Consider the following 20,820-nt stretch of genomic DNA (forward strand, 5'->3'; position numbering starts at 1 on the left):
CAGCTTTCGGAGCTGAATGAGGCGAGGTGGAGCCGGATTTGTGCTGTTGGTGCAGCTTTTAGAGCTGAATAAGGCGATGTGGAGCCGGATTTGTGCTGTGGTGCAGCTTTTGGGGCGGAATAAGGCGAAGTAGAGCTGGATTTGTGCTGTGATGCAGCTTTAGGAGCTGAATGAGGCGATGTGGAGCCGGATTTGTGCTGTGATGCAGCTTTTGAGGTTGGATGAGGCGATGTGCGGCCGAATTTGCACTTCCCGCCATTCCGATCCAAAATCAAACAGGGGTCGCCCATCGCGGGCGATCCCTGTTTGATTGCATTGAATCCCTAGCGATACTTCGGCAGCAAATCGCCATAAGCTTCGAGCATCTCGTCCACCATCGCCTTGATCGTGTCGATGGGCAGCTCGGAGGACGTGTGCGGATCCAGCAGCGCCGCATGGTAGATATGCTCTCGCTTGCGGGTCACCGCCGCTTCGATGGTGAGCAGCTGCATGTTAATGTTCGTCCGGTTGAGCGCGGCGAGCTGCGGCGGAAGCGCGCCGAAGCGCGTCGGCGTGACGCCCTCTGCATCCACGATGCAGGACACCTCCACGCAAGCCTCCTCCGGCAAATTCGAGATCAAGCCGCCCGTGTTCAGCACGTTGCCCGCGATTTTATAAGGCACGTTCGTCTCCATGGCTTCCATGATATAGGACGCGTATTCATGCGTGCGCACGTGCGTTACCGACGCGTTGCGGACCAGATCGTTCATCGCCCGCTCCCAGTACGTCTTGCTGCTCTCGCCCCATCCCTTGTAATTCTCCGTCGGGATGTTGTATTTCTCCAGCAGCTCCGGATAGGCGTTCTTGATGAAGTAGGGGACGTACTCCGCTCCGTGCATGCTGGACTCGGTCACGTAATAACCGAAGGTATTCATGATCTCGTAACGGACCATGTCGTCATGCGGTCCCGGTCTGGCCGCCGCCCGCCGCTTGATCTCCGGATAGAGATCCTCGCCCCCGCGCGTAATGTCGAGCAGCCAGGCTTGGTGATTGATGCCGGCAATCCGCCAGCGGACGCTCTCGGCGCTCATGCCGAGACCTTCGAGCAGTTCCTTCGCGCACACTTGTACGCTGTGGCAGAGCCCGACGGCTTTGATGCCGGTTTCCCGCAGGATCGCGCCCGTCAGAATCGCCATCGGATTGGTATAATTCAGGAACCACGCGTCCGGGCACAGCTCTTCCATGTCGCGGGCGAATTCCAGCATGACGTCGATCGTCCGCAGTCCCCGCATCAAGCCGCCCATGCCGAGCGTATCCGCGTAGGTCTGCTTCAAGCCGTATTTGCGGGGCATCTCGTGATCGCGCCGGATGACCGGCTCGAACGCGCCGACGGAGATGGCGTTAATGACGTAATCGGCTCCCCTGAGCGCCTCGCGCCTGTCGGCATAAGCTTGGATCGTCGCTTTCCCGCCGAGGTTCGCGTTCAGGTTGAGCAGCATTTTCTCCGAGTCCTTCAGCCGTTCCAGGTCGATATCGTGCAGCGCGATATGCGCGTCGGCCAGAGCCGGCGTCAGCATGCAGTCCCCGAGTACGTTTTTGACGAATATGGTGCTCCCCGCACCGATGAAGGCGATTTTTGGCATGGCTTCTCCCTGCTCCTTTGTCTATGTGCTTATAGGTCGTACGATAATGTCCAAAATGGCTTAGCGGACGCGGACGGGACACACAGCATTCGCCGCGCTGACTCCCGTCGTCCCTTCTTGCGTGGTCCCATCTTGCTTTGTGCCTGATCGCGTAGTCCGTTCTTGTACGGCCCCTTCTCCCGCTACCCTTTCACGCTGCCCATCACGATGCCTTCCGCGAAGTACTTCTGCAGGAACGGGTAGACCAGCAGCACCGGAATCACGGCGACGAACACCTGCGCCGCCTTCGAGGTGCGGTCGGATACCTCCGACCACTTCAGGATATCCTGAGCCGTCACGAGCGACATATCGCGGTTGACGATTACCGTCTGCAGGTAACTTTGCAGCGGATAATGCTCGGGCCGGTTCATCAGAATCAGTCCGTCGAACCACGCGTTCCAGTGCGTCACGATGCAGAACAGCGTCAGCGTCGCGACGGCCGGCGCCGACAGCGGGACGGCGATCCGCCAGAGCGCCTGCCATCTCCCGGCCCCGTCGATCTGAGCGGCTTGGTCGATCTCGTCCGGCAGCGATTTGAAGAAATTAAGCAGCAGAATGACATTGAAGACCGGAACGGCGCCCGGGAGGATCATGGCCCAGAACGTATCGATGATCCCCGTCATCTTGATGGTCATATACCAGGGAATAAGGCCGCCGCTAAACAGCATGGTCAGCACGAAATACCAGGCGTACGCGTTGCGGAAGCGGAATTCCCGGCTCCCCTTCGAGAGCGGATAGGCGATCAGGATCGTCAGCAGCATATTGAGCGGTACGCCGACCGCCACCCGGCCGAGCGAGACCGCGAATGACTTGGCGAACTCCGGCTTGTTCAGCACGAACGAGTAGGAGCTCAGATTGAAGCCGACGGGCCATAGTTGGACCTTGCCCGCACCGACCGCGGCGCTCGAGCTGAATGAGATCGCCAGCACGTTCAGCAGCGGCAGCAGGCAAGCGACGGCGACCGCCGTCAGGAACAGGTAGTTGAACGCGAGAAACGTCCGTCTGCTTATCGAAGTCTGTTTAATCAGGATCAACCCGCTTTTCCTAGAAGATGCGATAATCCGTCAGCCTGTAGGCCAGCAGATAGGACAAGCCCACCATGACGAAGGACACGACCGATTTGAACAGTCCGACCGCCGTGGCCACGCCGTAATTGGCATTCTCGAGCCCGATGCGAAATACGAGCGTATCGATGATGTCTCCCGTCTTGTACACCTGCGGACTGTACAGGTTGAACACCTGCTCGAAGCCCGCGTTCAGTATATTGCCGAGGCTGAGCACCGACATGAGCACGATCATCGGCAGCAGCGCGGGAAGCGTGACGTTGATCGTCTGCCTGAGCCTGCCCGCGCCGTCCATGGCAGCGGCTTCGTACAAGGCCGGATTAATGCCGGTCAAGGCAGCCAGATAAACGATCGTGCCGTATCCGAACTCCTTCCACGTATCGGTCAGCACGAGCGTGAACGGGAACCAGCGCGAATCGCCCAGAAAATACGCCGGGGGAATCTTGAATACCCCCAGCAAGCCGTTCACGATCCCCGTCGACGGAGAAAGGATATCGATCAGAATGCCGCTCAGGATGATCCACGAGAGGAAATGCGGAAAGTAAATAATGGTCTGGATGCTCCGCCGGAACAGCCGCTGCCGCGCTTCGTTCAACAGCAGGGCGAAGGAGACGGGCACGATGATGCCCGCGGCCATCTTCATGCCCGCGATAAAGAACGTATTGCGCAGCACGTCGAGCGTGCCGGGCAAGCGCAGCATATACTCGAAATTCTTCCATCCGACCCACGGAGACATGAACATCCCCTTGGACGGAACGAGTCTCTCGAACGCCATGACGATGCCGGCCATGGGCACGTAGCTGTAGATAAGCACCAAGAGAAAGCCCGGCAAAATCATCAAGTGAAAGGGCAGCTCCCGGATGGTCCTGCGTCTCATGTCTTATTCGCCCCTTCCTTGCCGGAGACGGCTCCCATAGACGGGCCTCTGGCTGGCTAGTAACCGCTGCATGATATAAGAATTCGCCAAGCGGCCGAAACTGCCACCCGTTCAATGCGAATTCGGGCTGTCGTTTAACGCTTAACGTCTCACGCTTAACGTCTCACGCTTAACGTCCACACGCTAACTTCTAACTTCTAGCTTCTAACATTTCACTGCTAACTTCTAACTTCTAACTTCTAACTTCTAACTTCTAACTTCTAACTTCTAACTGCTAACTGCTAACTTCTAACTTCTAACTTCCAACTTCCAACTTCTAACTTCTAACTTCCAACTTCTAAACTTCTAACGCCAACCGCCTAACGGTTGTCAGCGTCGCTATTCCTCCGAAAAACCGGCTAAGTACATGCTAACGGTTGTGACGGACGTTATTAGGCGTAAAGGAGCTGATTTGCACGGACAACTCTCGCAATAAGCCTTCTGACAACCGTTAGCCATAGAAACCAGCCTTTTGGAGCCGATTAGCCTCCCGTACAACCGTTAGCCGCAAGGTGCAGGTGCATTTTTGCAAAAGATGGCTTGCATCGGCAAACAGGAGCTTATTAAGTTCCGCGATTTCATTCGCTCGGCATTCTGGAGCTCCCCTTAACGAGCTCCCCTTAACGGGAAGCCTGCCAGTCGTTCACTTCTCCGGTAATCGTGCTGCCGCCGAGATCGTTCCACTGGGCGGCGAACTTGTCGAACTCGTCGATCGACCCGCCCATGATGATCCGCGTGAACGTCTCGAGCTGGAGCTTCTGAAGCGTCGCTTCATTGTCCGTCATCCCCTGCGTCGGAGCGCCGAAGTAAGCGTCGTCGACGATCCCGCCGTTCTTGGCATAGCCGTCGATGACGGACAGCGAGCCTTCGGGCCCGTACATCAGCGCGTTGCCCCACATCTTGTTGTCTCCCCCGCGATAGGCGACGAGGCTGTCGTAGTAGCCCTTCTCTTCCGGGTTCAGCTTGGAAGGGTCGTTCGCGTTAAGCGCCTCGACCACATGGAGATGGGCATCCAGGTTTTTGCGCGGCGCCTCGCCGTACAGCAGCGCGTATTCGAAGATGCCGATGCCGTTATTGGCGTTGTACACGTTCGGCTCGGCCGTCTTGCCCCAGAGCTTCTCGTAGTCGAAATTCAGCAGCTTGACGGCGGCTTCCGGATGCTTGGCGCCCTTCTTCACGACGTAATACGTGCTGATGGCGAAAGGCACCTGAGCCTTCGCCGGCTGGTCGTCGGCCGATACGATCGGCAGCGGCTTCCACTCCATCGCGGGATCGGTATTCTTGCCGTCCTGCAGCCAGCCGACATTCCAGAAGTAGCCGTAGAACAAGCCCAGCTTGCCGCCGTTAGCCGCTTCGCTCACCTTGGTCGCGTCCTTCGTGCCGTATTCCTTGTCGAGAATGCCGTTCTTGTACAGCTCCTGCAGCTTCTGCAGCGCGGTCTTCGTCTCCGGCGCGACGCTGCCGTAAGTCAGCTTGCCCGAAGCATCCTTCACCCACGTATTGGGGTAGGCATGGAAGCCGTTGAAGAAGCCTTCCATTCCGGCGTAAAAGCCGAAGATATCCTTGGTGATTCCGAGTCCGTACGTATCCGCTTTCTGATTGCCGTCCGGATCCTGCTTGGCGAAGGCTTCCGCCGTCTTCAGGAGATCATCCATCGTCTTCGGCTCGGGCAGTCCCAGCTTCTTGAGCCAGTCGGTCCGCACCCAGAGCACATGCGATTGCCCGAGACCCGAGGTCATGTTCGGCAGGCCGTACAGCTTGCCGTCGAAGGTCGCGGATTTCATCGCGTTGCCTCCGTCCTGCGACAAAATGTTCTTCGTCAGCTCGGAGCCGTACTGCTCGTAGAGGGACGTTAAGTCTTCCAACCCGTCATCCTCCACGAGCCGCTTCAGCTGCGATGCGCTCACCGGCGTTATATCGGGCAGATCGTCCGAGGCGATCGCGATGTTCAGCTTCTGGTCGTATTGGGCGGAAGGCGTCGTCCAGAGATACTTTACCTTTACGCCCAGCTCGTTCTCGTACGCCTTCGACCATACGTTGTTGTCGATCGCCTCGCCATCGGCGAACTTCGTGCCCTCGGTAATGCCCCGGACGGCCGTCACTTCGATCGGCGGATCGTATTTGCCGAGCGGATCCGCCGGTGCCGAGGCGTCCGCGTCATTGCCGGTCGCCGCCGGCGCGTTCGTAGGATCCGAAGCCGCCGCACCGGTATCTTTGCCGCCGTTTCCGGTTCCGTTGCCGTTGCCGTCGCTGCAGGCCGCCATGGTAAGGATAAGACCCAAGCTCAGCATGAGCGCCGCCGCTTTGTTTCTCTTCATGAAGAGGACCCTCCCTGTCTGTTTTCCCTTGCCTCGCAAGTATAGCAAACGCCTTCATCGCGCCGTGAGCGGCTCCGGTTCGCGAAAGGTTGGAAAATTTTCTTCCGACGCCCCGCGGAGAAAACGATGGCCGCACCAGGCGGAGACTATTTTCTCCCTGCCGGAAGAGCCGCGTGCGACCGCGTGCGCACGACAAAGCCATTCCGCGCAAGAATCAGAAAAAAAACGAGCGCGGACGGCATCTGCTGCCGTTATCCGCGCTCGGACTCCGATTCGTTTCGGGAGCGTTCCGTGTGCCGCTGCCGGTATTCGCTCGGCAGCAGTCCCGTCTGCTCCTTGAACAATTTGCTGAAATACCGCTGGTCCGTGAACCCGCACCGTTCGGCGATCCAGTAGACGGGATGGTTCGTGGCGAGCAGCAGCTCCTTGGCGGCTTGCAGGCTGGCGGCCTGCAGGAAATGGGTGAACGTCAGCCGCGTGATGTCGCGGAAGCTCGTGCTGAAGTAGCTCTTGCTCAGATTCACCGACCGGCTGATCTCGCTCTGCTTCCTATGGAGGCCCGGCTGCTCCTGGATCAGATCGACCGCTTTGACGATGGCCTTGATGACGTCCTCGGAATAGGCGGAGCCGCGCAGCCAAGCGGCCAATTCGCCCCGCAGCGTCCGCAGCCAAGCCCCCGCTTCTTCATCCGGCGGACCGGATTGCCGCTCCCAGGCGAACATCGGAAAGCTCCGCCTCCATCGTTCCATCGCGGCCGCCAAAAGGGAGGATGCCCCGGGCCCGGAGGCGCCGCCGACCTCCAGTTCGGCGACCGCATCGGCGAGCGCGGCAAACGCAGCGTCGTCCATCACCCACTGCACGTTCTCCGCCAGCCGGGCAGCCGCCTTCCGCGCGCTTTCGTTTTTCGCTTTCGCCTGCGCCGGCACGCTGCCGGGGAGCTCCTGCCGGACGACCCGCAGAATGCGTTCCATGGTCTGATCCAAATCCAGCTCCTCCAGCTGCGTCTTGACGATATAATCGACCGCGCCTAGCCGGAGCGCCTCCTGAATGTAATCGAAATCCTGATGGCAGGTCAGAATGACGACCTTCGGCGGCGGATTCAGCTCTCCGACCAGCTTGAGCAGCTCCAAGCCCGACATGCCGGGCATCGTTATGTCCGTCATGAGCAGCTGCACGGCATGCGTCCGCATGAATTCCATCGCCTTCTCGCCCGTCGCCGCCTCGCCGGCGATCTCGACCCCGAATTTCTCCCAGGGGAACAGCAGCCGCATCCCTTTGCGCACCAAGCTTTCGTCATCCACGATCAGTGCCTGAATCAAGGTTCTCCACTCCTCTCAAGGTGTCCGGGAGCCGAATGGCGATCGTCGTTCCGACGCCGGCTCCGCTTTCCATCGTCAACCGCGCTTCGCTGCCGTAGTAGACGAACAGCATTTTCTTCACGTAACGCAAACCGATACCGAGACCCGATCTTCGCAATCGCTCGTCGTCCTCTTCCAGCATCCCGCGCAGCTTCTCTTCGGGGATTCCCCTGCCGTTGTCGCTGACCCGCAGCAGCAGCGACCTCCGCTCCCGCGAGATGGCCACTTCGATCTCGCCCTTGTCGTCGTCGTCGAAGCCGTGGTACAGCGCGTTCTCCACGAGAGGCTGCAGGATGAAGCGCGGAATCGGGACGTCGAGACAATCCGGGTCGACCAAGAGCCTCACCTTGAAGGAGTGATCGTAGCGGATGTTCTGCAGGTCGATATAGTCCCTTACGGCATCCACTTCTTCCCCGACCGTGACGATGATGTTTTTCTTGCCGAGATTGTAGTGCAGCACCCGCGTGAAGATCGCCACCAGGCCCGCGATCGTCGTCTGTCCTTCCATCCGCGCCAGCCATTGGATCGTGTTTAACGTATTATGAAGAAAATGCGGGTTGATCTGGACGAGCAGCTTCTCGACCTCCAGCTCCCCCCTCCGCTTCTCCTTGTCCTCCACGTCCGTGATCAGCTCCGTGATGCGCCGGCTCATCTGATGGAAGTTGTCCATGATATGATTGAATTCCGCCAGCCCGGTAGCCGGCATACTCGCGGCGGACGGAATATGGCTGAAACGCGTGATTTCCCGGTTGATCAGCCGAATCGGCCGGTAGACCATGCGCCAGATCAGCCAGGCTAATGCGATGCCGAGCACGAGCGACAGGGAAGCGAACAGGATGAATTGCGACAGCCATTTCTTCACCACGCTGTTGTAAGCGTTCTCCGGAATAAGCTGATAGAGCGTCCAGCCTTGCATGCCGGCGGCATGAAAGCTCTGGTAGGCTTCGCCCGGCAAAGCGAACGTCTGCCCGGCCGCGGCCGCGTCGTCCGGCAGGTTGCCGTACGCCACCTTGCCGTCCGGCGTCGTCAATACATGATAGACGGGATCGCTGCCCTCCGCATTCGATTCGCCGCCCGAGGCGAACAGCGCTTCCAAGCCGATGACCTTCGTCTCGATATAGGCGTACAAGTAGCGTCCTTCGCCGTATTCCAGCTTCCGCAGCAGGGAAAATACCAGTTCCTTGCGGTTGGATTCGTCGAGCGACGGATAAGGACCGTAATAGGTAAACAGCTTTTGCTTGAAGAAAATATGCAGGGCGTCCGGCTTGAAGCCGGTCTCCACGGCGGCGTTCGGAAACAGCATCGGCTCCGTCAGCTCCGGCGCGTAGTAGAACATCGCCCCCAGATTGGGATTCGAGAAATTCACGTTCGCCACCGACTGGTTGATGTCGCGGTACAGGATGGACCGGCTGTACGAATCGGTGCTGGAGATGAAGGTGACGACGTCCCGCCCGATGCCGCCCTCGATATCCATCAGCTGCGACACCCTGCCGAGCTCGTCGAGCTTGCGCTCCAGCTCGTCCCGCTCCTGCTGCACCTTGTCCTGCCAGTCCGCCTCGATCTTCTCGGTCTGCACCACGTAGATCCACCGGTAGGAGATATAACCCGTCAATAATATGGGTATGATCGTCGCGACGGTCAGGATAACGGCTAATCTTCCCTTCAATGACCCGATCAGCGAAAACCGGCGGATCGCTTCCATGCTTCCGACTCCCCTTCGGCCTGCGCGTGCCGTCTCTCTCGTCTATCGGTCTATCGCGCGTTATCGATCAGCTTTATCGTAACACATGCCCTGCTCGGCTGGCTCGATGAAAAGGCGATGGCTGACTCCGTCCCGGCGACAGGCAGTCTATTACACGCCAATACGGGCTTCCTCCCTATCACGCAGTTTCTCTCTTCCTCATAAACTACTAAGAGTCGAACTATACGGAGGAGCCGTGATGCTATGCAGGCGAAAAGCGCTAGCAATTTGAAAGTTATCGACGTTTCGCATTATCAGGGCAATGTCGATTGGAAAAAGGTGCGCGGGGACGGCGTCGTCGGCGCGTTTATAAAAGCTACGGAAGGCACGACCTTCAAGGATTCCACCCTCTCCTCCAATGCGGTGAACGCGGCCGCGGAGGGCCTGCTCGTCGGTTTCTATCATTACGCGCATCCGGAAAAAACCGATGCCGTATCGGAAGCGGCGTACTTCGCCTCCGTCATCGCCGGATACAAGTCGGATTTCCCGTATGTGCTGGATGTCGAGGGCGATGCGTCGAAGCTCGGCGCCGACAAGCTGACGGACTGGTGCGTGAAGTGGCTTCAAGAGGTTAAGCGGCTGACGGGCCGCGATACGATGATATACTCCGGCGCCAGCTTCGCCAATTCGTACTTGGGCAAGGCGCTCGGCCAATGGCCGCTGTGGATCGCGCACTACGGCGTCGACACGCCGATGGGCAACAACACGTGGAGCGAATGGGCGGTCTTCCAGTATACGTCCACCGGAATCGTCGATGGCATCGCCGGCAACGTGGATGTCAACGCCATGGAGAAAGCCTTCTACGACAAATACGCCGGCGTCACCGTCGTGAAGCCGCTCAGCGAACTAGATACGATCAAGGTCGTCATCAACGATAAACTGGCCGCTTACGGACGCAACGTGAACGGCTCGGTCTATGCGCCGATCCGCCAATTCGGCGATGCCCTCGGCATGACCGTGTCCTGGAATGAAACCGAGAAGGTACCCTATCTGAACGACATCCCGTTCACGCAATATATCCTGTTCGAAGGATCGTCTTATGTCAGCGCGCGGTCCATCGGCGCGATCCTCGGCGGTACGGTGACTTGGGACGGCAAGACGCAAAAGGTGTACATCTACTATTGACTGGATACCGAATAAGCAGTAACGAACGGTCGAATAACGCATGAGCGAATAACGAAAGTCATACGCGACACGAAAAAACCGGGAAAGGGCAGAAGCTGCTCCTCCCGGTTTTCTTATGCCGTCGTCTTCACGGTCCGCTCAACCCTGCGTCGGACCCGCCGCCTCGGCCAGCTGCCGCTCCAGCTCGGCCGCGTACGCGGAGCGCTGCTCCTTCGTCCACCGCAGCCGCTCCGCCATCGCGGCGACGACGGCGTCCTTCCAGCGGCGCACCTCCGCGATGCGGAAGAACATGCCGCCCGTGCGGCGAACGAGGAAATCGGCCGGCTTCACCGCCATCTCCGATTCCATCGCGTACCGCAGCGCGACCGCGAGCACGAGCGGCAAGCCATGCTTCAGCGCCCACGGCTTCGTCGGCGCCGCAAGCCCGAACAGCTGCGCGGCGTTGGAGCCGTAGCGCCGCGCTAGGAATGCGGCTTCGCCGGCGGTGAAGCCGCTTCGCTGTCCCTCGCCCGTCTTCGTGCGGACGAACGATTCGAAATTGCGCGAGCCGCCGACATCGCCGCCGGATAGCGGAATCCCTTTCGTCCGGCTCGCGCTCAGCGGAGGCTTCCCTTCCGCGCGGAGAAGCTCGTCGATTTTGTTCACGACCGTCTCGGCCATCTTGCGGTAGCCCGTCAGCTTCCCGCCGGCAATGGAGATCAGGCCCGAGGAAGAGACGAAGATCTCGTCCCGCCTCGATATCTCCGAAGGCGACTTGCCCTCCTGCTGAATCAGCGGGCGCAGCCCTGCCCAGCTCGACTCCACGTCCGCCGCCGTTAAGGCGAGGCTCGGGAACATCAAGTTGGCCGCCTCCAGCAGGTAGCTCCGGTCCTCTTCCGTTAGCGTCGGATGCGCCGTGTCGCCGGTATAATTCGTATCGGTCGTACCGAAGTAAGCCTTGCCCTCGCGCGGAATGGCAAACACCATCCGCCCGTCCGGCGTATCGAAATAGACCGCCTGCCGCAGCGGGAAACGGCGCCCGTCGAAGACCAGATGCACGCCTTTGGTCAGGCGAAGCGTCTTCCCCTGCTTGGAGCCGTCCAAGTCGCGCACCTCGTCGACCCAAGGCCCGGTTGCATTGACGATCTTGTCGGCGCGGAGCGCATAGACCCCTCCGCCGATCAGGTCGCGGACGACTGCGCCGGTCAGCGTTCCGTTCCCGTCGTACTGTAGCTCCTCGACCTTGGCGTAGTTGACGGCAAGGGCGCCGTTCTGGACCGCCTTCTTCATGACCTCGATCGTCAGCCGCGCGTCGTCCGTCCGGTACTCGACATAGTAGCCGCCGCCCTTCAGTCCTTCCCGCTTCAGCAGCGGCTCCTTCGTCAGCGTCTGCTCGGGACTCAGCATGACGCGCCGCTCCCCTCGCTTGACGCCGGCCAGAAAATCATACACCCGCAGACCCACGCTCGTGGACAGCTTGCCGAAGGTTCCGCCCGCGTACAGCGGCAGCAGCATCCACTCCGGCGTCGTCACATGCGGCCCGTTCTCGTAGACGATCGCCCGTTCTTTGCCGACCTCCGCCACGACGCCGATCTCGAATTGCTTCAAATACCGCAGACCGCCGTGGACGAGCTTCGTCGACCGGCTCGAGGTGCCTGCCGCGAAATCCTGCATATCCACCACCGCCGTACGCAATCCGCGGGCAGCCGCATCCAGCGCGATGCCGGCTCCCGTAATGCCGCCGCCGATGACGAGCACGTCGAAGGGCTTGTTCGCCATATCCGTCAACAGAGCGGGCCGGTCTTCCGCCGCGAACCGGCCCGTTCTCGTAAAGGTTGTCATGATTCCACGCCTGCCTTTCTCCATTCAGTGTACGCCGGAGACGCCGATGCTGCGCATGGCCGCGAACAGCCATAGCCCGTTAGATTCTGTATTACCCTGCAGACGGACGGATGATACAAGAACCGCGCCCTCGATCGCAGCACTCAATCACTCGGAGAATGCCATGGCCGCTTTGACCGCGCGCAGCCAGCCGCCGTACAGCCTGCTTCGCTCCTCCTCGTCCATGGCTGGCCCGAACAGCCGGTCCACCTTGCGCAGACGCGCGATTTCGCTGCGGTCCTTCCAATAACCAACGGCGAGACCCGCGAGAAAGGCCGCGCCGAGCGCCGTGGACTCGTTCACGGCAGGCCGTTCGATCGGCACGCCGAGCATGTCGCTCTGGAATTGCATGAGCGGATCGTTGGCTGCCGCTCCGCCGTCGACGGATAGTGAACAGAGCGCCAGACCCGATTCCCGTTCCATGACTTGCAGCACATCCTTCGTCTGGTAAGCAAGCGATTCCAGGACCGCGCGGATGATATGCGCTTTGGTCGTGCCGCGCGTCAAGCCGAACATCGCTCCACGCACGTCGCTGTTCCAATAGGGCGTGCCTAATCCGACGAAAGCAGGCACGACGTATACGCCGTCCGCGGAAGGCGCCGCCAGGGCAGCCGACTCCGCCGCGGAAGCGATCATCCCGAGGCCGTCGCGCAGCCACTGAACCGCGGCGCCGGCCACGAACACGCTGCCTTCCAGCGCGTATTCGACCCGTCCGTCCAACTGCCAGGCGATCGTCGTCAGCAGCCCGTTCTCGGAGACGACAGGCGCTTCGCCGGTGTTCATCAGCATGAAGCAGCCCGTGCCGTACGTGTTCTTCACGCTGCCTTTGTCGAAGCAGGCCTGCCCGAACAGCGCCGCCTGCTGGTCCCCGGCAATGCCCGCGATCGGAATGGCATGGCCGTCCAGCAGCGACGGCTCCGTCTGTCCATAGACCTCCGAGGAGGAACGAACCTCCGGAAGCATCGCTTTGGGCACCTCGAGCAGAGCCAGCAGGTCATCGTCCCATGCCAGCTCGTGAATATTGTACATGAGCGTGCGCGACGCGTTCGTCGCATCCGTGATATGCGCCGCGCCGCCCGTCAGCTTCCATATCAACCACGTGTCGATCGTGCCGAACAGCAGCTCGCCGGCCTCGGCCCGCGCCCGCGCGCCCGCGACGTTCTCCAGCATCCAAGCCGCCTTCGTGCCCGAGAAATACGGATCGATCCGCAGTCCCGTCCGTTCCTTGACGACGGCTTCGTGTCCCTGTGCCGCGAGGCGCTCGCAGATCTCGGACGATTGCCGCGACTGCCAGATGATCGCAGGGTAAATAGGTTCGCCGGTAACGCGGTCCCACATCACGGTCGTCTCGCGCTGGTTCGTAATGCCGAGACCCGCGATTTGGGCAGGCGTTATCCCCGTCTCGCGAAGCAGCTGCAGGATGACCCCCCGCGCCGATTCCCATATAAACTCGGCATCCGCTTCAACCCAGCCGGAACGCGGATACTGCAAGGGAAGCTCCTGCTGCGCCATTCCGGCGATCGTTCCGTTCCGATCCACGAGCAGCGCGCGCGTGCTTGTCGTACCTTGGTCCAGCGCCAACATATAGGTGTCCATGGTTTCCCCTCCATACGAACAGAGTCACCGCTTCCGCGGCCGTTCATTCATGCGTTCGCCCGCCGCTTCCACGATGAACAATTCGTGCGGCAGGCGTGCTTTTGGTCACTCTCAATATGCCAAATTTCATCCGTTTTGACAATCGGGCGTAAACGAATCGTAAGCGGCCCATGCATAATTCAGGCCATCATAGAAGCATATTGATAAGGAACCCTGTCGATGAAGAACACATATCGATCCAACGAAGGAGACTGCACAATGAATAAACTGCGCGCGCAAGAAATCGCGGCATCGCCCGTCATGGCCGAGGTGACCTGCGACGGTGTACCGGTCTACATTCAATATGTCGATGAAGAGAACGACACGGCCCGCATCTATCCGCTTGACCGTCCGGACGAGGAATCGACCGTCTCCTTGGGCAGTCTGACCGAACCGTCTCCATTCCAATCGGATGGCATCCATATGATATGCCCGCCCTCCCAGCAGCAATAAATCAAAAAAGAGACCCGCAGCAACGGGCTGCGGGTCTGAAGTCAATCTATATAATAGGGGGTTGAGTCTTATTATAGGGACCGAAGATTAAAGGAACATGAAAATGGCATTGCAGTTCCGTTACAATTCGATATCAAACGTAATATACAGTCACCTTCCCCGACTCATGAACCTGCCTGTTCTCGGCTCGAAAACCCGCTGGGCCGCTTGGCCCTTGCAGTCAGAACAACCATGCCACCCACAAGTACAGCATCACGAGCGTGAAAATGACCGTCACGGGAATGACCGCGATCGTGACTTTGATATACTGCTTCCAGCTTACCGCGACGCCGCCCTTGCGAACGATATGCATCCACATCAGCGTAGCGAGCGTGCCGATCGGCAGGAGCAGGGAACCCATGTCGCTTCCGATGACGCTGGAGAGGTACGAGAGCTTGAGCGTCAGCGGATCCAGATCCATATGCGTCAGCGTCAGCGTGCCCACCATCAGCGCGGGATGATTGTTGAACAGATTGGACAGCAGGCTCAGCAGGATGCCCATCAGGACGCTTGCGTTCAACAGGCCCGCGGCGACGATCGGCTCGAGGACCCGCACCAAGTAGTCGGTCAACCCCAGATTGTTCAACCCGTAGATGATGACGTACATGCTGAACGCGAACAGCAGGATGTACCACGGCGTTTTCTTCAGGACGTCCACCGGCGGGACTTTCAAATAGAACCATCGCCAAACCAGCAGTACCGCGGATCCGATGACGGCCATAAGCGGCACGGGAAAACCGAAGTAGGAAGCGGCGAAGAGGCTGACGCGCACGGTGAATACGAAGAGCAGCACATTGCGCATGAATGCGCCCCGGTTCTCGCCCTGATAAGGGTCCATGAGCGGATGACCGCCCGGAATGAACCCGAACTGCCCGAAAGCCGGAAGCTTCTTCGGCAGTACCCTGCTGAAGGTCAAGTACAGGAGTCCCGCCATAAGGAGAAGCCCGAGCGATGCCGGAACGAACATCATCGCGCTCTGCATGTAGAGACTCATATGAACGATTTTGAGCGCGATGAGATTGACGATATTGCTGACGCCGATCGGGGCGCTCGAGGCGGTCGCTACAAGCGCGCCGGAGATGAGGTAAGGGATTTTCTGATGATTTTTCAAACCCATGTTCCGCAGCAGCATGAGCAGAATCGGCGTCGTGATGAGGATGCTTCCGTCGTTGTTGACGAACAACGTCATGAGGAAGCAGAACAAATTCGTCAGCCAGAAGAGGCGGATGCCCGATCCCCTCGCTTTGCGGATCAATAATTCGGCGGCCCAGTAGAAGAAGCCGAAGCTCTCCAACACGATGGCCATGACGATCGTCGCGATAATCGTAATGGCCGCGCCGCCGATCGTCTCGGAGATGCTCCAAAGATCGGACAGCGAGACGCTGCCGCTCAGCAGCACGACGCAGGCACCGACGGTCGCAGGTATCGCTTCGTTCACGTGGGGACGCCAGAAGATGAAGCCGATGGTGAACAAGAACGCGCAGATTGTCGTTAGAACCGTTAGATCATGCATGACTCAACCTCTCTTTCCGATTCGAAATGGGAGCTGTCCTTGCTTGTATGCCCGGCGGAACGAAGCAGCCTATCCGCGATGCGATTTTCATAGATTACCTTCTTCGGAATGCCACTGACAGCAAGGATGTACTGTATTTATACGTCCGTGACACATGGCTCGTACTGGTCGCTATACTTAACTCTATGAAAACCATCTCTTACCGCTTGGAGACAGATGTCTCCGCATGACGTTTGATCGCTGCGGTCAAACGCCCGTCCCGGCCGCGGCGAAGCACGGCAATCGCCCTTGTTCCTGGGACTTGTCCGAACACGGCGCTAAGCCCTCGGCATCGGACTGCCGGGGCCGTGCTTGCGCGATATTCGCTTGCCGGGTAACACCTCTGGGCGGCTGGGCGTATAGTAAATCATTCGATCAGGAAAGGAACAACGATCCCATGATTCCTTATATGTTCAGTCCGTACGGTCCTTCCGGTCCATTCGGGCAAAATAGAGCCTTCGGTTACGGCCCCTCCTATCCGCCCGTGACCATTTATTACAGCTATCCGCCGCAGCCTTGGCAAGCCCATCCGGCTCCTTACCGGCATGAGCCGTCCCGCAAGAAGGAACAGCCGCTGACGTTCGTGCTCGTCCACGGCTCCTGGGCGGACGCCAGCTTCTGGGACGGCGTCGCCGCCGAGCTGCGCAAGCAGGGACATTCCGTCTACGTGCCCGAATATCCGGGCCATGGCGCGGATTTCATGAATACGACGGCCACGCATGCGATGATGTCCAAAGCCGTCGCGGACGACATCGAAGCGCTTGATCTGCACGACGTCGTGCTCGTCGGCCACAGCTTCGGCGGCTCGGTCGTGCAGAAAGCCGCGGAGCTCGTGCCGGACCGATTGAAGCGGATCGTCTTCATCGACGGCTTCGTCGTGAAGGACGGCGGCACCTTGGCCGATGAATTCCCTCCCGAGCGTATCCCGATCTTCAGCAAGCTCATCGCCGACTCCAAGAACAACACGCTCATGCTGCCGTTCCCCTTCTTCCGCGAAACGTTCGTCAACTTGGCGAGCCTCGAGCTGGCCAAGAAGATCTATGCCGGCACCAAGCCCGAGCCCGCAGGGCCGCTGTTCGAGAAGCTGGACCTGAAGAAGTTCTACAGCCTGCCAACGCCGAAGAGCTACGTATACTTGACTTCCGACAACGTACTGCCGCAAGGCGAAGGCTTCGGCTGGCACCCCCACATGTCGAGCCGCCTCGGCTTGTTCCGGCTCATCAAGGGACATGGCGACCATATGACGACGTTCTATACGGAGCCGCGGAAGATCGCCGAACTGCTGTATGAGGCTGGGCGGGACTAAGCGCCGGCATATAAAAAAAGGGATGGAGCAGCGTTGAGCTGTTCCATCCCTTAGGCTGCCGAGAGCCTGTCCTCCGCATTTGGAGGAGTTCCGCAAACACCGATAGCTTCCGCCGGCCACGCAGCATACATGCGGGCTGACGCCGAAGCCTGTCGCCTAAGCGCCTGACGTCTGATGCCCCAACGCCTGAGATCTGACGCGTAACGGTTGACGTCTAACGTCTAACTCCTAACCTCCGTCGCCTAGCGCCTGACATCTAAAGTCAAACACCTAACCTCCTTCGCCTAGCGTCAAACACCTAGCATCTATCGCCTAGCGGTGGACGTCTAACTTTAAACACCTAACATCTGTCGCCTTAGCGCCTGATGTCTGATGCCCCACGCCTGACATCTGATGCCTAGCGCCTGACGTCTAACGATTGTCAGCGTCGCTATTTCCCCAAACATACAGCTAAATAAACGCTAACGATTATTACAGACGCTAATGGACGTATAAAAGTCGATTTTGACGGTAAAATCTCGAAATAAGCCTCCTGGCAACCATTAGCGATATAAAATAGGCATATGGAGCCGATTAACGATCCGTGCAATCGTTAGCCAGGAATGCCTAATATACATGGCGGGAATCAAGCTCATTTCCAAGGCTGGTATCCTAACGTAGGTTCAATTTGTAAGCATGACTATAAATGGCATGTATGGCCTGCATTAACAAACAGCTTTCGATCTCACACTCATCCGAAGAATTTCGCGAGCTCGATCTCGTCGTGAATGGGGATGCCGTAATAATCTTCCTGAGGGATGACCGGCTTGAGCATCCTCGCCTCATTGACCGCGCCCGGATAGACGGCGACGATCCGATACCCGAGCCTCTGATAGAACCGCAGCGCATCCAGATTATCGTTGGTCGTGATCAACTGAAGCTGCTTGATCCCCGCTTGTCTTGCCGCTTCTTCGACGGCAAGCACCAGTCCCATTTCTTGCTTATTTCGTATGTCCAGATGACCGATTAGACTTCGTCATGCGGCGAACGTAGAATTGGAATAGGCGGATGCAGCCATAATAGCGATAGGTTTCCATCATGGCGAATTTCGTTAAACGATACTAGGAGAAAGGACGTGAATGCGATGAGTACCCGGATGGCTGCAAGGGATGATGCGCCTCGGGTCATTCCGCTTCTGCTGGATGCGATCGGCGAGATCGCTTATTTGCTGACGGGGGCATCGGACGAAGCCGACTGCGCGCGGCGGTTGACGGATTTTTTCAAGCAGCCGGGGAACCGGATCAGCCGGGAGCATGTCATCGTGGACGAGCGGGACGGCGTCATCGCGGGGATGATCGTCGCCTACTCCGGCAACGACGCGCAGGTGCTGGACGAGCCCTTCCTGGAGCGGATGCGGCGTGACTTCGGCGAAGCCGAACGCGAGATCGTGAAGGAAGCTCGGAATGGCGAGTATTACATAGACGCGCTGGCCGTTGCGGAGGACTATCGGGGCCAAGGCATCGCGAAGGCGCTGATGGCGGCTGCGGAACAACGGGGCCGCGAGCTTGGGTTTGAACGCGCCTCGCTCATCGTAGAGTCCTATAACGAGCGGGCCTACGGCATTTACGGGCGCGCGGGATACATCGAAGACGGGCTGCTGCGCATCGGAGGCAGCGATTATCGCCGCATGGTGAAGCGGCTCTAGTGTCAGGGAAGAGCAGCTTCAAGCGGCGAAACCAGCTGTCCGAGGCATAATACCCTCCATTTGTAAGTTAGCCAAACCCCGCCTCCCGCTCGGCAGCAATCGGAGTTACACCAACCGCTTTACGAACCCTCTCTTATCCGTTGAATACCCGATCGATTCGTAAAACTTATGCGCCGATTCCCGATTGCCGGAGGACATCAGCATGGCGTAGCTGCATTTGTTCTTTTGCCCGAACTCTTCAAGGGCTTGCAGAAGCAGCTTCCCCACGCCCTGGCCGCGGTATTCGAATGAAACCACGACGTTCTCGATCAACATGAACGGATAACAATGACCGACCAAATCATAGCAAATAATCCCCATCGCCGTCCCGACGACTCGGTTGCCGTCGCAAGCGGCGGCAACGAAATAGTTGGGATGATTCGATAGGATTTCAAGCTGGTTTTTCATTGCGGCCGCATTGGACTTCTCGCCGATAAATTCGACGAATAGCTCGGAAAGCCCCTGAACATCACCGATCTCTGCTTTTCGAATCGCGATATGATCCATGGGCGACACCCCCTGCTAACACGTTTATGATTCGTCAGTTTCCTTCATTCATCGGCATGCCCGATCTGCGGAATTCCTTGAAGCGAGTTCCCTGGTATGTGAGCTCTCCTTGGTCGCCGATCACGATCAGACCGAACTTATTATCCCGGACTTGCAGCTCCAAGCGCGAGCGATCATGCATTTCGAAGGTCACGTAGTAGTTGGTGCTGGTGCTGGAATCCCCGGAACCGCCCCAGACCTCCGTCCGTTTATCCACGACCGTCACGGCCTTCGTTACCAGATCGGCAGCATTGTTGGACGTCCACATCCACAAACCGCGAATGATGACATAGAGGAAGCCGCCGATAACGATGGCAAAGATGAGTCCTCCAAACAGTTTGAATAACAGCGGCATCTCCTCGATAAATCCCCAAAATCCGGTATGATCCGGAAAATCATTCGGAAAATCGTTCGAAAAATCATTCATGCTACCTCTCCTCTGGCTGACAATTTATCCATCATTTGCATGACGGCAAGTTATATCCTTATACGACGGAGGGGCCGATAACGTTGCGGGGGCGCTCCTATACATGCGAAAAACGACAGCCATTATGCTGGCCGCCGTCGCTTTATAACGATGAAGCTGTCGTTCCTCAAGCATCTCTATGCTCAGGCATCCGGTTTCTCGGGAAGCTAAGCCAGCTTCGGCATCAAGCCGCCGCCAAGCACGTCGCCTTTCTCGAAACCCTGCCCGTCCGTGATCACGTGGTTCGCTCCGCTGTAGGTCGTGCCGTCCTCCATGAAAATAATCGCGAGCGCCCGGCGCGGTTTGTCCGTCTTGTTCGCATGCGCGAAGTGGAAGGTCATGCCGTCGTGGAACGTGGCGCTGCCTGCCTTCATCCGGCAGATGGCGGCCGTGTTGCGGTCGATGTCCTTGGCGCCCTCCTGAGCGAAAATATCCTCCGGCGTCACCAGGTCGACGCCCTTCAGGTTGCGGATCTTCTGGGATTTCGGAACGAACATCATGCAGCCGTTGTTCTCGTCGACATCGTCGAGCGCGATCCAGATCGAGAAGGCGTTCAGCGGCTTCATCTCGCTCATCGGCCAGTACGGCCGGTCCTGGTGCCACGGCGTAACCTTCGAATCGCCCGGCATCTTGAGCAAGGCATGGTCGTGGAACAAGCGAATGCCCGCGAAGCCCGTGAGCTGCTTGCCCAAGTCGGCGAACCGCTCGCCGAGCACAAACCGTGCCATGCCGCCGTGATCCCGCCACGTATTCACGCGCTGATTCAGCACTTTGAAATACGCGCCGCCGTCTTGGTCCGTCTGCAAGCCGCGTCCGCCTTTATTGTTCATCGTCTCGTCCATATATTCCCGAAGCTCCTCGAGCTCCTCCTGCGACAGGATATTATCGATCTGCACGAAGCCGTTCTCCCGGTAAAACGCGACTTTCTCTTCGCTAATCTTCATGTTCGCTCGCAGCATCGTCGTCTCATTCCCCTTCATCTATCGGATACCTTAAAGATACACCGGGTATGCGCTTTCTTCTTGGTCGATAAGAGAAAAAACACGGTCGATCTGCC

17 protein-coding genes are annotated in these 20,820 nt (G+C 58.5%); 4 read left to right on the forward strand and 13 right to left on the reverse strand.

Annotated elements, in window-relative coordinates:
* Positions 1-323: 323 nt before the first annotated feature.
* The 6 genes from melA to GT003_RS14180 form a co-directional block, all read right to left on the reverse strand.
* Entirely contained in the window at positions 324-1,622 is a 1,299-nt protein-coding gene (gene melA / locus GT003_RS14155; protein ID WP_161698762.1) for an alpha-glucosidase/alpha-galactosidase, read from the reverse strand.
* Between the two features lie 182 nt (positions 1,623-1,804).
* Positions 1,805-2,689, reverse strand: a complete 885-nt coding sequence (locus GT003_RS14160; protein ID WP_161699120.1) for a carbohydrate ABC transporter permease — start codon at positions 2,687-2,689, stop codon at positions 1,805-1,807.
* Positions 2,690-2,705: 16 nt separating this feature from the next.
* Positions 2,706-3,602 (reverse strand): ABC transporter permease, encoded by an 897-nt coding sequence (locus tag GT003_RS14165; protein ID WP_161698765.1) that lies wholly within the window; start codon positions 3,600-3,602, stop codon positions 2,706-2,708.
* 659 nt (positions 3,603-4,261) lie between these two features.
* Positions 4,262-5,959: an extracellular solute-binding protein gene (locus tag GT003_RS14170; RefSeq protein WP_161698767.1), complete on the reverse strand. Its 1,698-nt coding sequence runs from the start codon at positions 5,957-5,959 to the stop codon at positions 4,262-4,264.
* 251 nt (positions 5,960-6,210) lie between these two features.
* On the reverse strand, positions 6,211-7,278 hold the full coding sequence (locus tag GT003_RS14175) for a response regulator transcription factor (protein ID WP_161698769.1): 1,068 nt from the start codon (positions 7,276-7,278) through the stop codon (positions 6,211-6,213).
* Positions 7,253-9,019 carry a sensor histidine kinase gene (locus tag GT003_RS14180; protein WP_161698771.1) on the reverse strand — a complete coding sequence of 589 codons (1,767 nt, stop codon included), beginning with the start codon at positions 9,017-9,019 and terminating at the stop codon, positions 7,253-7,255. The genes GT003_RS14175 and GT003_RS14180 overlap by 26 nt, the downstream gene beginning before the upstream one ends.
* A gap of 243 nt (positions 9,020-9,262) precedes the next feature.
* Between GT003_RS14180 and GT003_RS14185 the strand changes: the two genes are divergently transcribed.
* Positions 9,263-10,183, forward strand: a complete 921-nt coding sequence (locus tag GT003_RS14185) for a GH25 family lysozyme (protein WP_161698773.1) — start codon at positions 9,263-9,265, stop codon at positions 10,181-10,183.
* A gap of 138 nt (positions 10,184-10,321) precedes the next feature.
* Here the strand turns inward: GT003_RS14185 and GT003_RS14190 are convergent, their stop codons facing one another.
* Together GT003_RS14190 and glpK are read right to left on the reverse strand one after the other, a co-directional pair.
* A complete protein-coding gene (locus GT003_RS14190) occupies positions 10,322-12,004 on the reverse strand; it encodes a glycerol-3-phosphate dehydrogenase/oxidase (protein ID WP_161698775.1) in 1,683 nt (560 codons plus the stop codon).
* Between the two features lie 147 nt (positions 12,005-12,151).
* A complete protein-coding gene (glpK, locus tag GT003_RS14195) occupies positions 12,152-13,639 on the reverse strand; it encodes a glycerol kinase GlpK (RefSeq protein WP_161698777.1) in 1,488 nt (495 codons plus the stop codon).
* Between the two features lie 258 nt (positions 13,640-13,897).
* On the opposite strand from glpK, the gene GT003_RS14200 reads away from it, so the two are divergent.
* Positions 13,898-14,131: an H-type small acid-soluble spore protein gene (locus tag GT003_RS14200; protein WP_161698779.1), complete on the forward strand. Its 234-nt coding sequence runs from the start codon at positions 13,898-13,900 to the stop codon at positions 14,129-14,131.
* Positions 14,132-14,351: 220 nt separating this feature from the next.
* Here GT003_RS14200 and GT003_RS14205 read toward each other — a convergent pair whose 3' ends face one another.
* Complete coding sequence (locus tag GT003_RS14205) at positions 14,352-15,683, reverse strand: ArsB/NhaD family transporter (RefSeq protein WP_161698781.1); 1,332 nt, start codon at positions 15,681-15,683, stop codon at positions 14,352-14,354.
* Positions 15,684-16,119: 436 nt separating this feature from the next.
* Between GT003_RS14205 and GT003_RS14210 the strand changes: the two genes are divergently transcribed.
* Positions 16,120-17,028, forward strand: coding sequence for an alpha/beta fold hydrolase (locus tag GT003_RS14210; RefSeq protein WP_239565775.1), 909 nt, complete (start codon positions 16,120-16,122; stop codon positions 17,026-17,028).
* A gap of 730 nt (positions 17,029-17,758) precedes the next feature.
* On the opposite strand, the gene GT003_RS14215 is transcribed toward GT003_RS14210, so the two are convergent.
* Positions 17,759-18,001 carry a GNAT family N-acetyltransferase gene (locus tag GT003_RS14215; protein ID WP_161698783.1) on the reverse strand — a complete coding sequence of 81 codons (243 nt, stop codon included), beginning with the start codon at positions 17,999-18,001 and terminating at the stop codon, positions 17,759-17,761.
* A gap of 150 nt (positions 18,002-18,151) precedes the next feature.
* Here GT003_RS14215 and GT003_RS14220 point away from each other — a divergent pair, with 150 nt between their 5' ends.
* The gene (locus tag GT003_RS14220; RefSeq protein ID WP_161699124.1) at positions 18,152-18,712 is read left to right on the forward strand and encodes a GNAT family N-acetyltransferase; all 561 of its coding nucleotides are present in this window, start codon (positions 18,152-18,154) and stop codon (positions 18,710-18,712) included.
* Between the two features lie 105 nt (positions 18,713-18,817).
* On the opposite strand, the gene GT003_RS14225 is transcribed toward GT003_RS14220, so the two are convergent.
* The 3 genes from GT003_RS14225 to GT003_RS14235 form a co-directional block, all read right to left on the reverse strand.
* Positions 18,818-19,258 carry a GNAT family N-acetyltransferase gene (locus GT003_RS14225; protein WP_161698785.1) on the reverse strand — a complete coding sequence of 147 codons (441 nt, stop codon included), beginning with the start codon at positions 19,256-19,258 and terminating at the stop codon, positions 18,818-18,820.
* 34 nt (positions 19,259-19,292) lie between these two features.
* Positions 19,293-19,724 carry a DUF2500 domain-containing protein gene (locus GT003_RS14230; RefSeq protein WP_239565774.1) on the reverse strand — a complete coding sequence of 144 codons (432 nt, stop codon included), beginning with the start codon at positions 19,722-19,724 and terminating at the stop codon, positions 19,293-19,295.
* A 206-nt stretch (positions 19,725-19,930) separates the two neighbouring features.
* Positions 19,931-20,743, reverse strand: a complete 813-nt coding sequence (locus tag GT003_RS14235; RefSeq protein WP_161698787.1) for a phytanoyl-CoA dioxygenase family protein — start codon at positions 20,741-20,743, stop codon at positions 19,931-19,933.
* Positions 20,744-20,820 lie beyond the last annotated feature (77 nt).

Source organism: Paenibacillus sacheonensis, from assembly GCF_009909195.1.
Lineage (GTDB): Bacteria > Bacillota > Bacilli > Paenibacillales > Paenibacillaceae > Paenibacillus_Z > Paenibacillus_Z sacheonensis.

What these genes read in the sequence shown, in the direction of transcription:
- melA (WP_161698762.1), bottom strand. Translation starts at nt 1,622, where the DNA reads ATGCCAAAAATCGCCTTCATCGGTGCGGGGAGCACCATATTCGTCAAA.
- GT003_RS14165 (WP_161698765.1), bottom strand. Translation starts at nt 3,602, where the DNA reads ATGAGACGCAGGACCATCCGGGAGCTGCCCTTTCACTTGATGATTTTG.
- GT003_RS14170 (WP_161698767.1), bottom strand. Translation starts at nt 5,959, where the DNA reads ATGAAGAGAAACAAAGCGGCGGCGCTCATGCTGAGCTTGGGTCTTATC.
- GT003_RS14180 (WP_161698771.1), bottom strand. Translation starts at nt 9,019, where the DNA reads ATGGAAGCGATCCGCCGGTTTTCGCTGATCGGGTCATTGAAGGGAAGA.
- GT003_RS14185 (WP_161698773.1), top strand. Translation starts at nt 9,263, where the DNA reads ATGCAGGCGAAAAGCGCTAGCAATTTGAAAGTTATCGACGTTTCGCAT.
- GT003_RS14190 (WP_161698775.1), bottom strand. Translation starts at nt 12,004, where the DNA reads ATGACAACCTTTACGAGAACGGGCCGGTTCGCGGCGGAAGACCGGCCC.
- glpK (WP_161698777.1), bottom strand. Translation starts at nt 13,639, where the DNA reads ATGGACACCTATATGTTGGCGCTGGACCAAGGTACGACAAGCACGCGC.
- GT003_RS14200 (WP_161698779.1), top strand. Translation starts at nt 13,898, where the DNA reads ATGAATAAACTGCGCGCGCAAGAAATCGCGGCATCGCCCGTCATGGCC.
- GT003_RS14205 (WP_161698781.1), bottom strand. Translation starts at nt 15,683, where the DNA reads ATGCATGATCTAACGGTTCTAACGACAATCTGCGCGTTCTTGTTCACC.
- GT003_RS14210 (WP_239565775.1), top strand. Translation starts at nt 16,120, where the DNA reads ATGATTCCTTATATGTTCAGTCCGTACGGTCCTTCCGGTCCATTCGGG.
- GT003_RS14215 (WP_161698783.1), bottom strand. Translation starts at nt 18,001, where the DNA reads ATGGGACTGGTGCTTGCCGTCGAAGAAGCGGCAAGACAAGCGGGGATC.
- GT003_RS14220 (WP_161699124.1), top strand. Translation starts at nt 18,152, where the DNA reads ATGAGTACCCGGATGGCTGCAAGGGATGATGCGCCTCGGGTCATTCCG.
- GT003_RS14225 (WP_161698785.1), bottom strand. Translation starts at nt 19,258, where the DNA reads ATGGATCATATCGCGATTCGAAAAGCAGAGATCGGTGATGTTCAGGGG.
- GT003_RS14230 (WP_239565774.1), bottom strand. Translation starts at nt 19,724, where the DNA reads ATGAATGATTTTTCGAACGATTTTCCGAATGATTTTCCGGATCATACC.
- GT003_RS14235 (WP_161698787.1), bottom strand. Translation starts at nt 20,743, where the DNA reads ATGAAGGGGAATGAGACGACGATGCTGCGAGCGAACATGAAGATTAGC.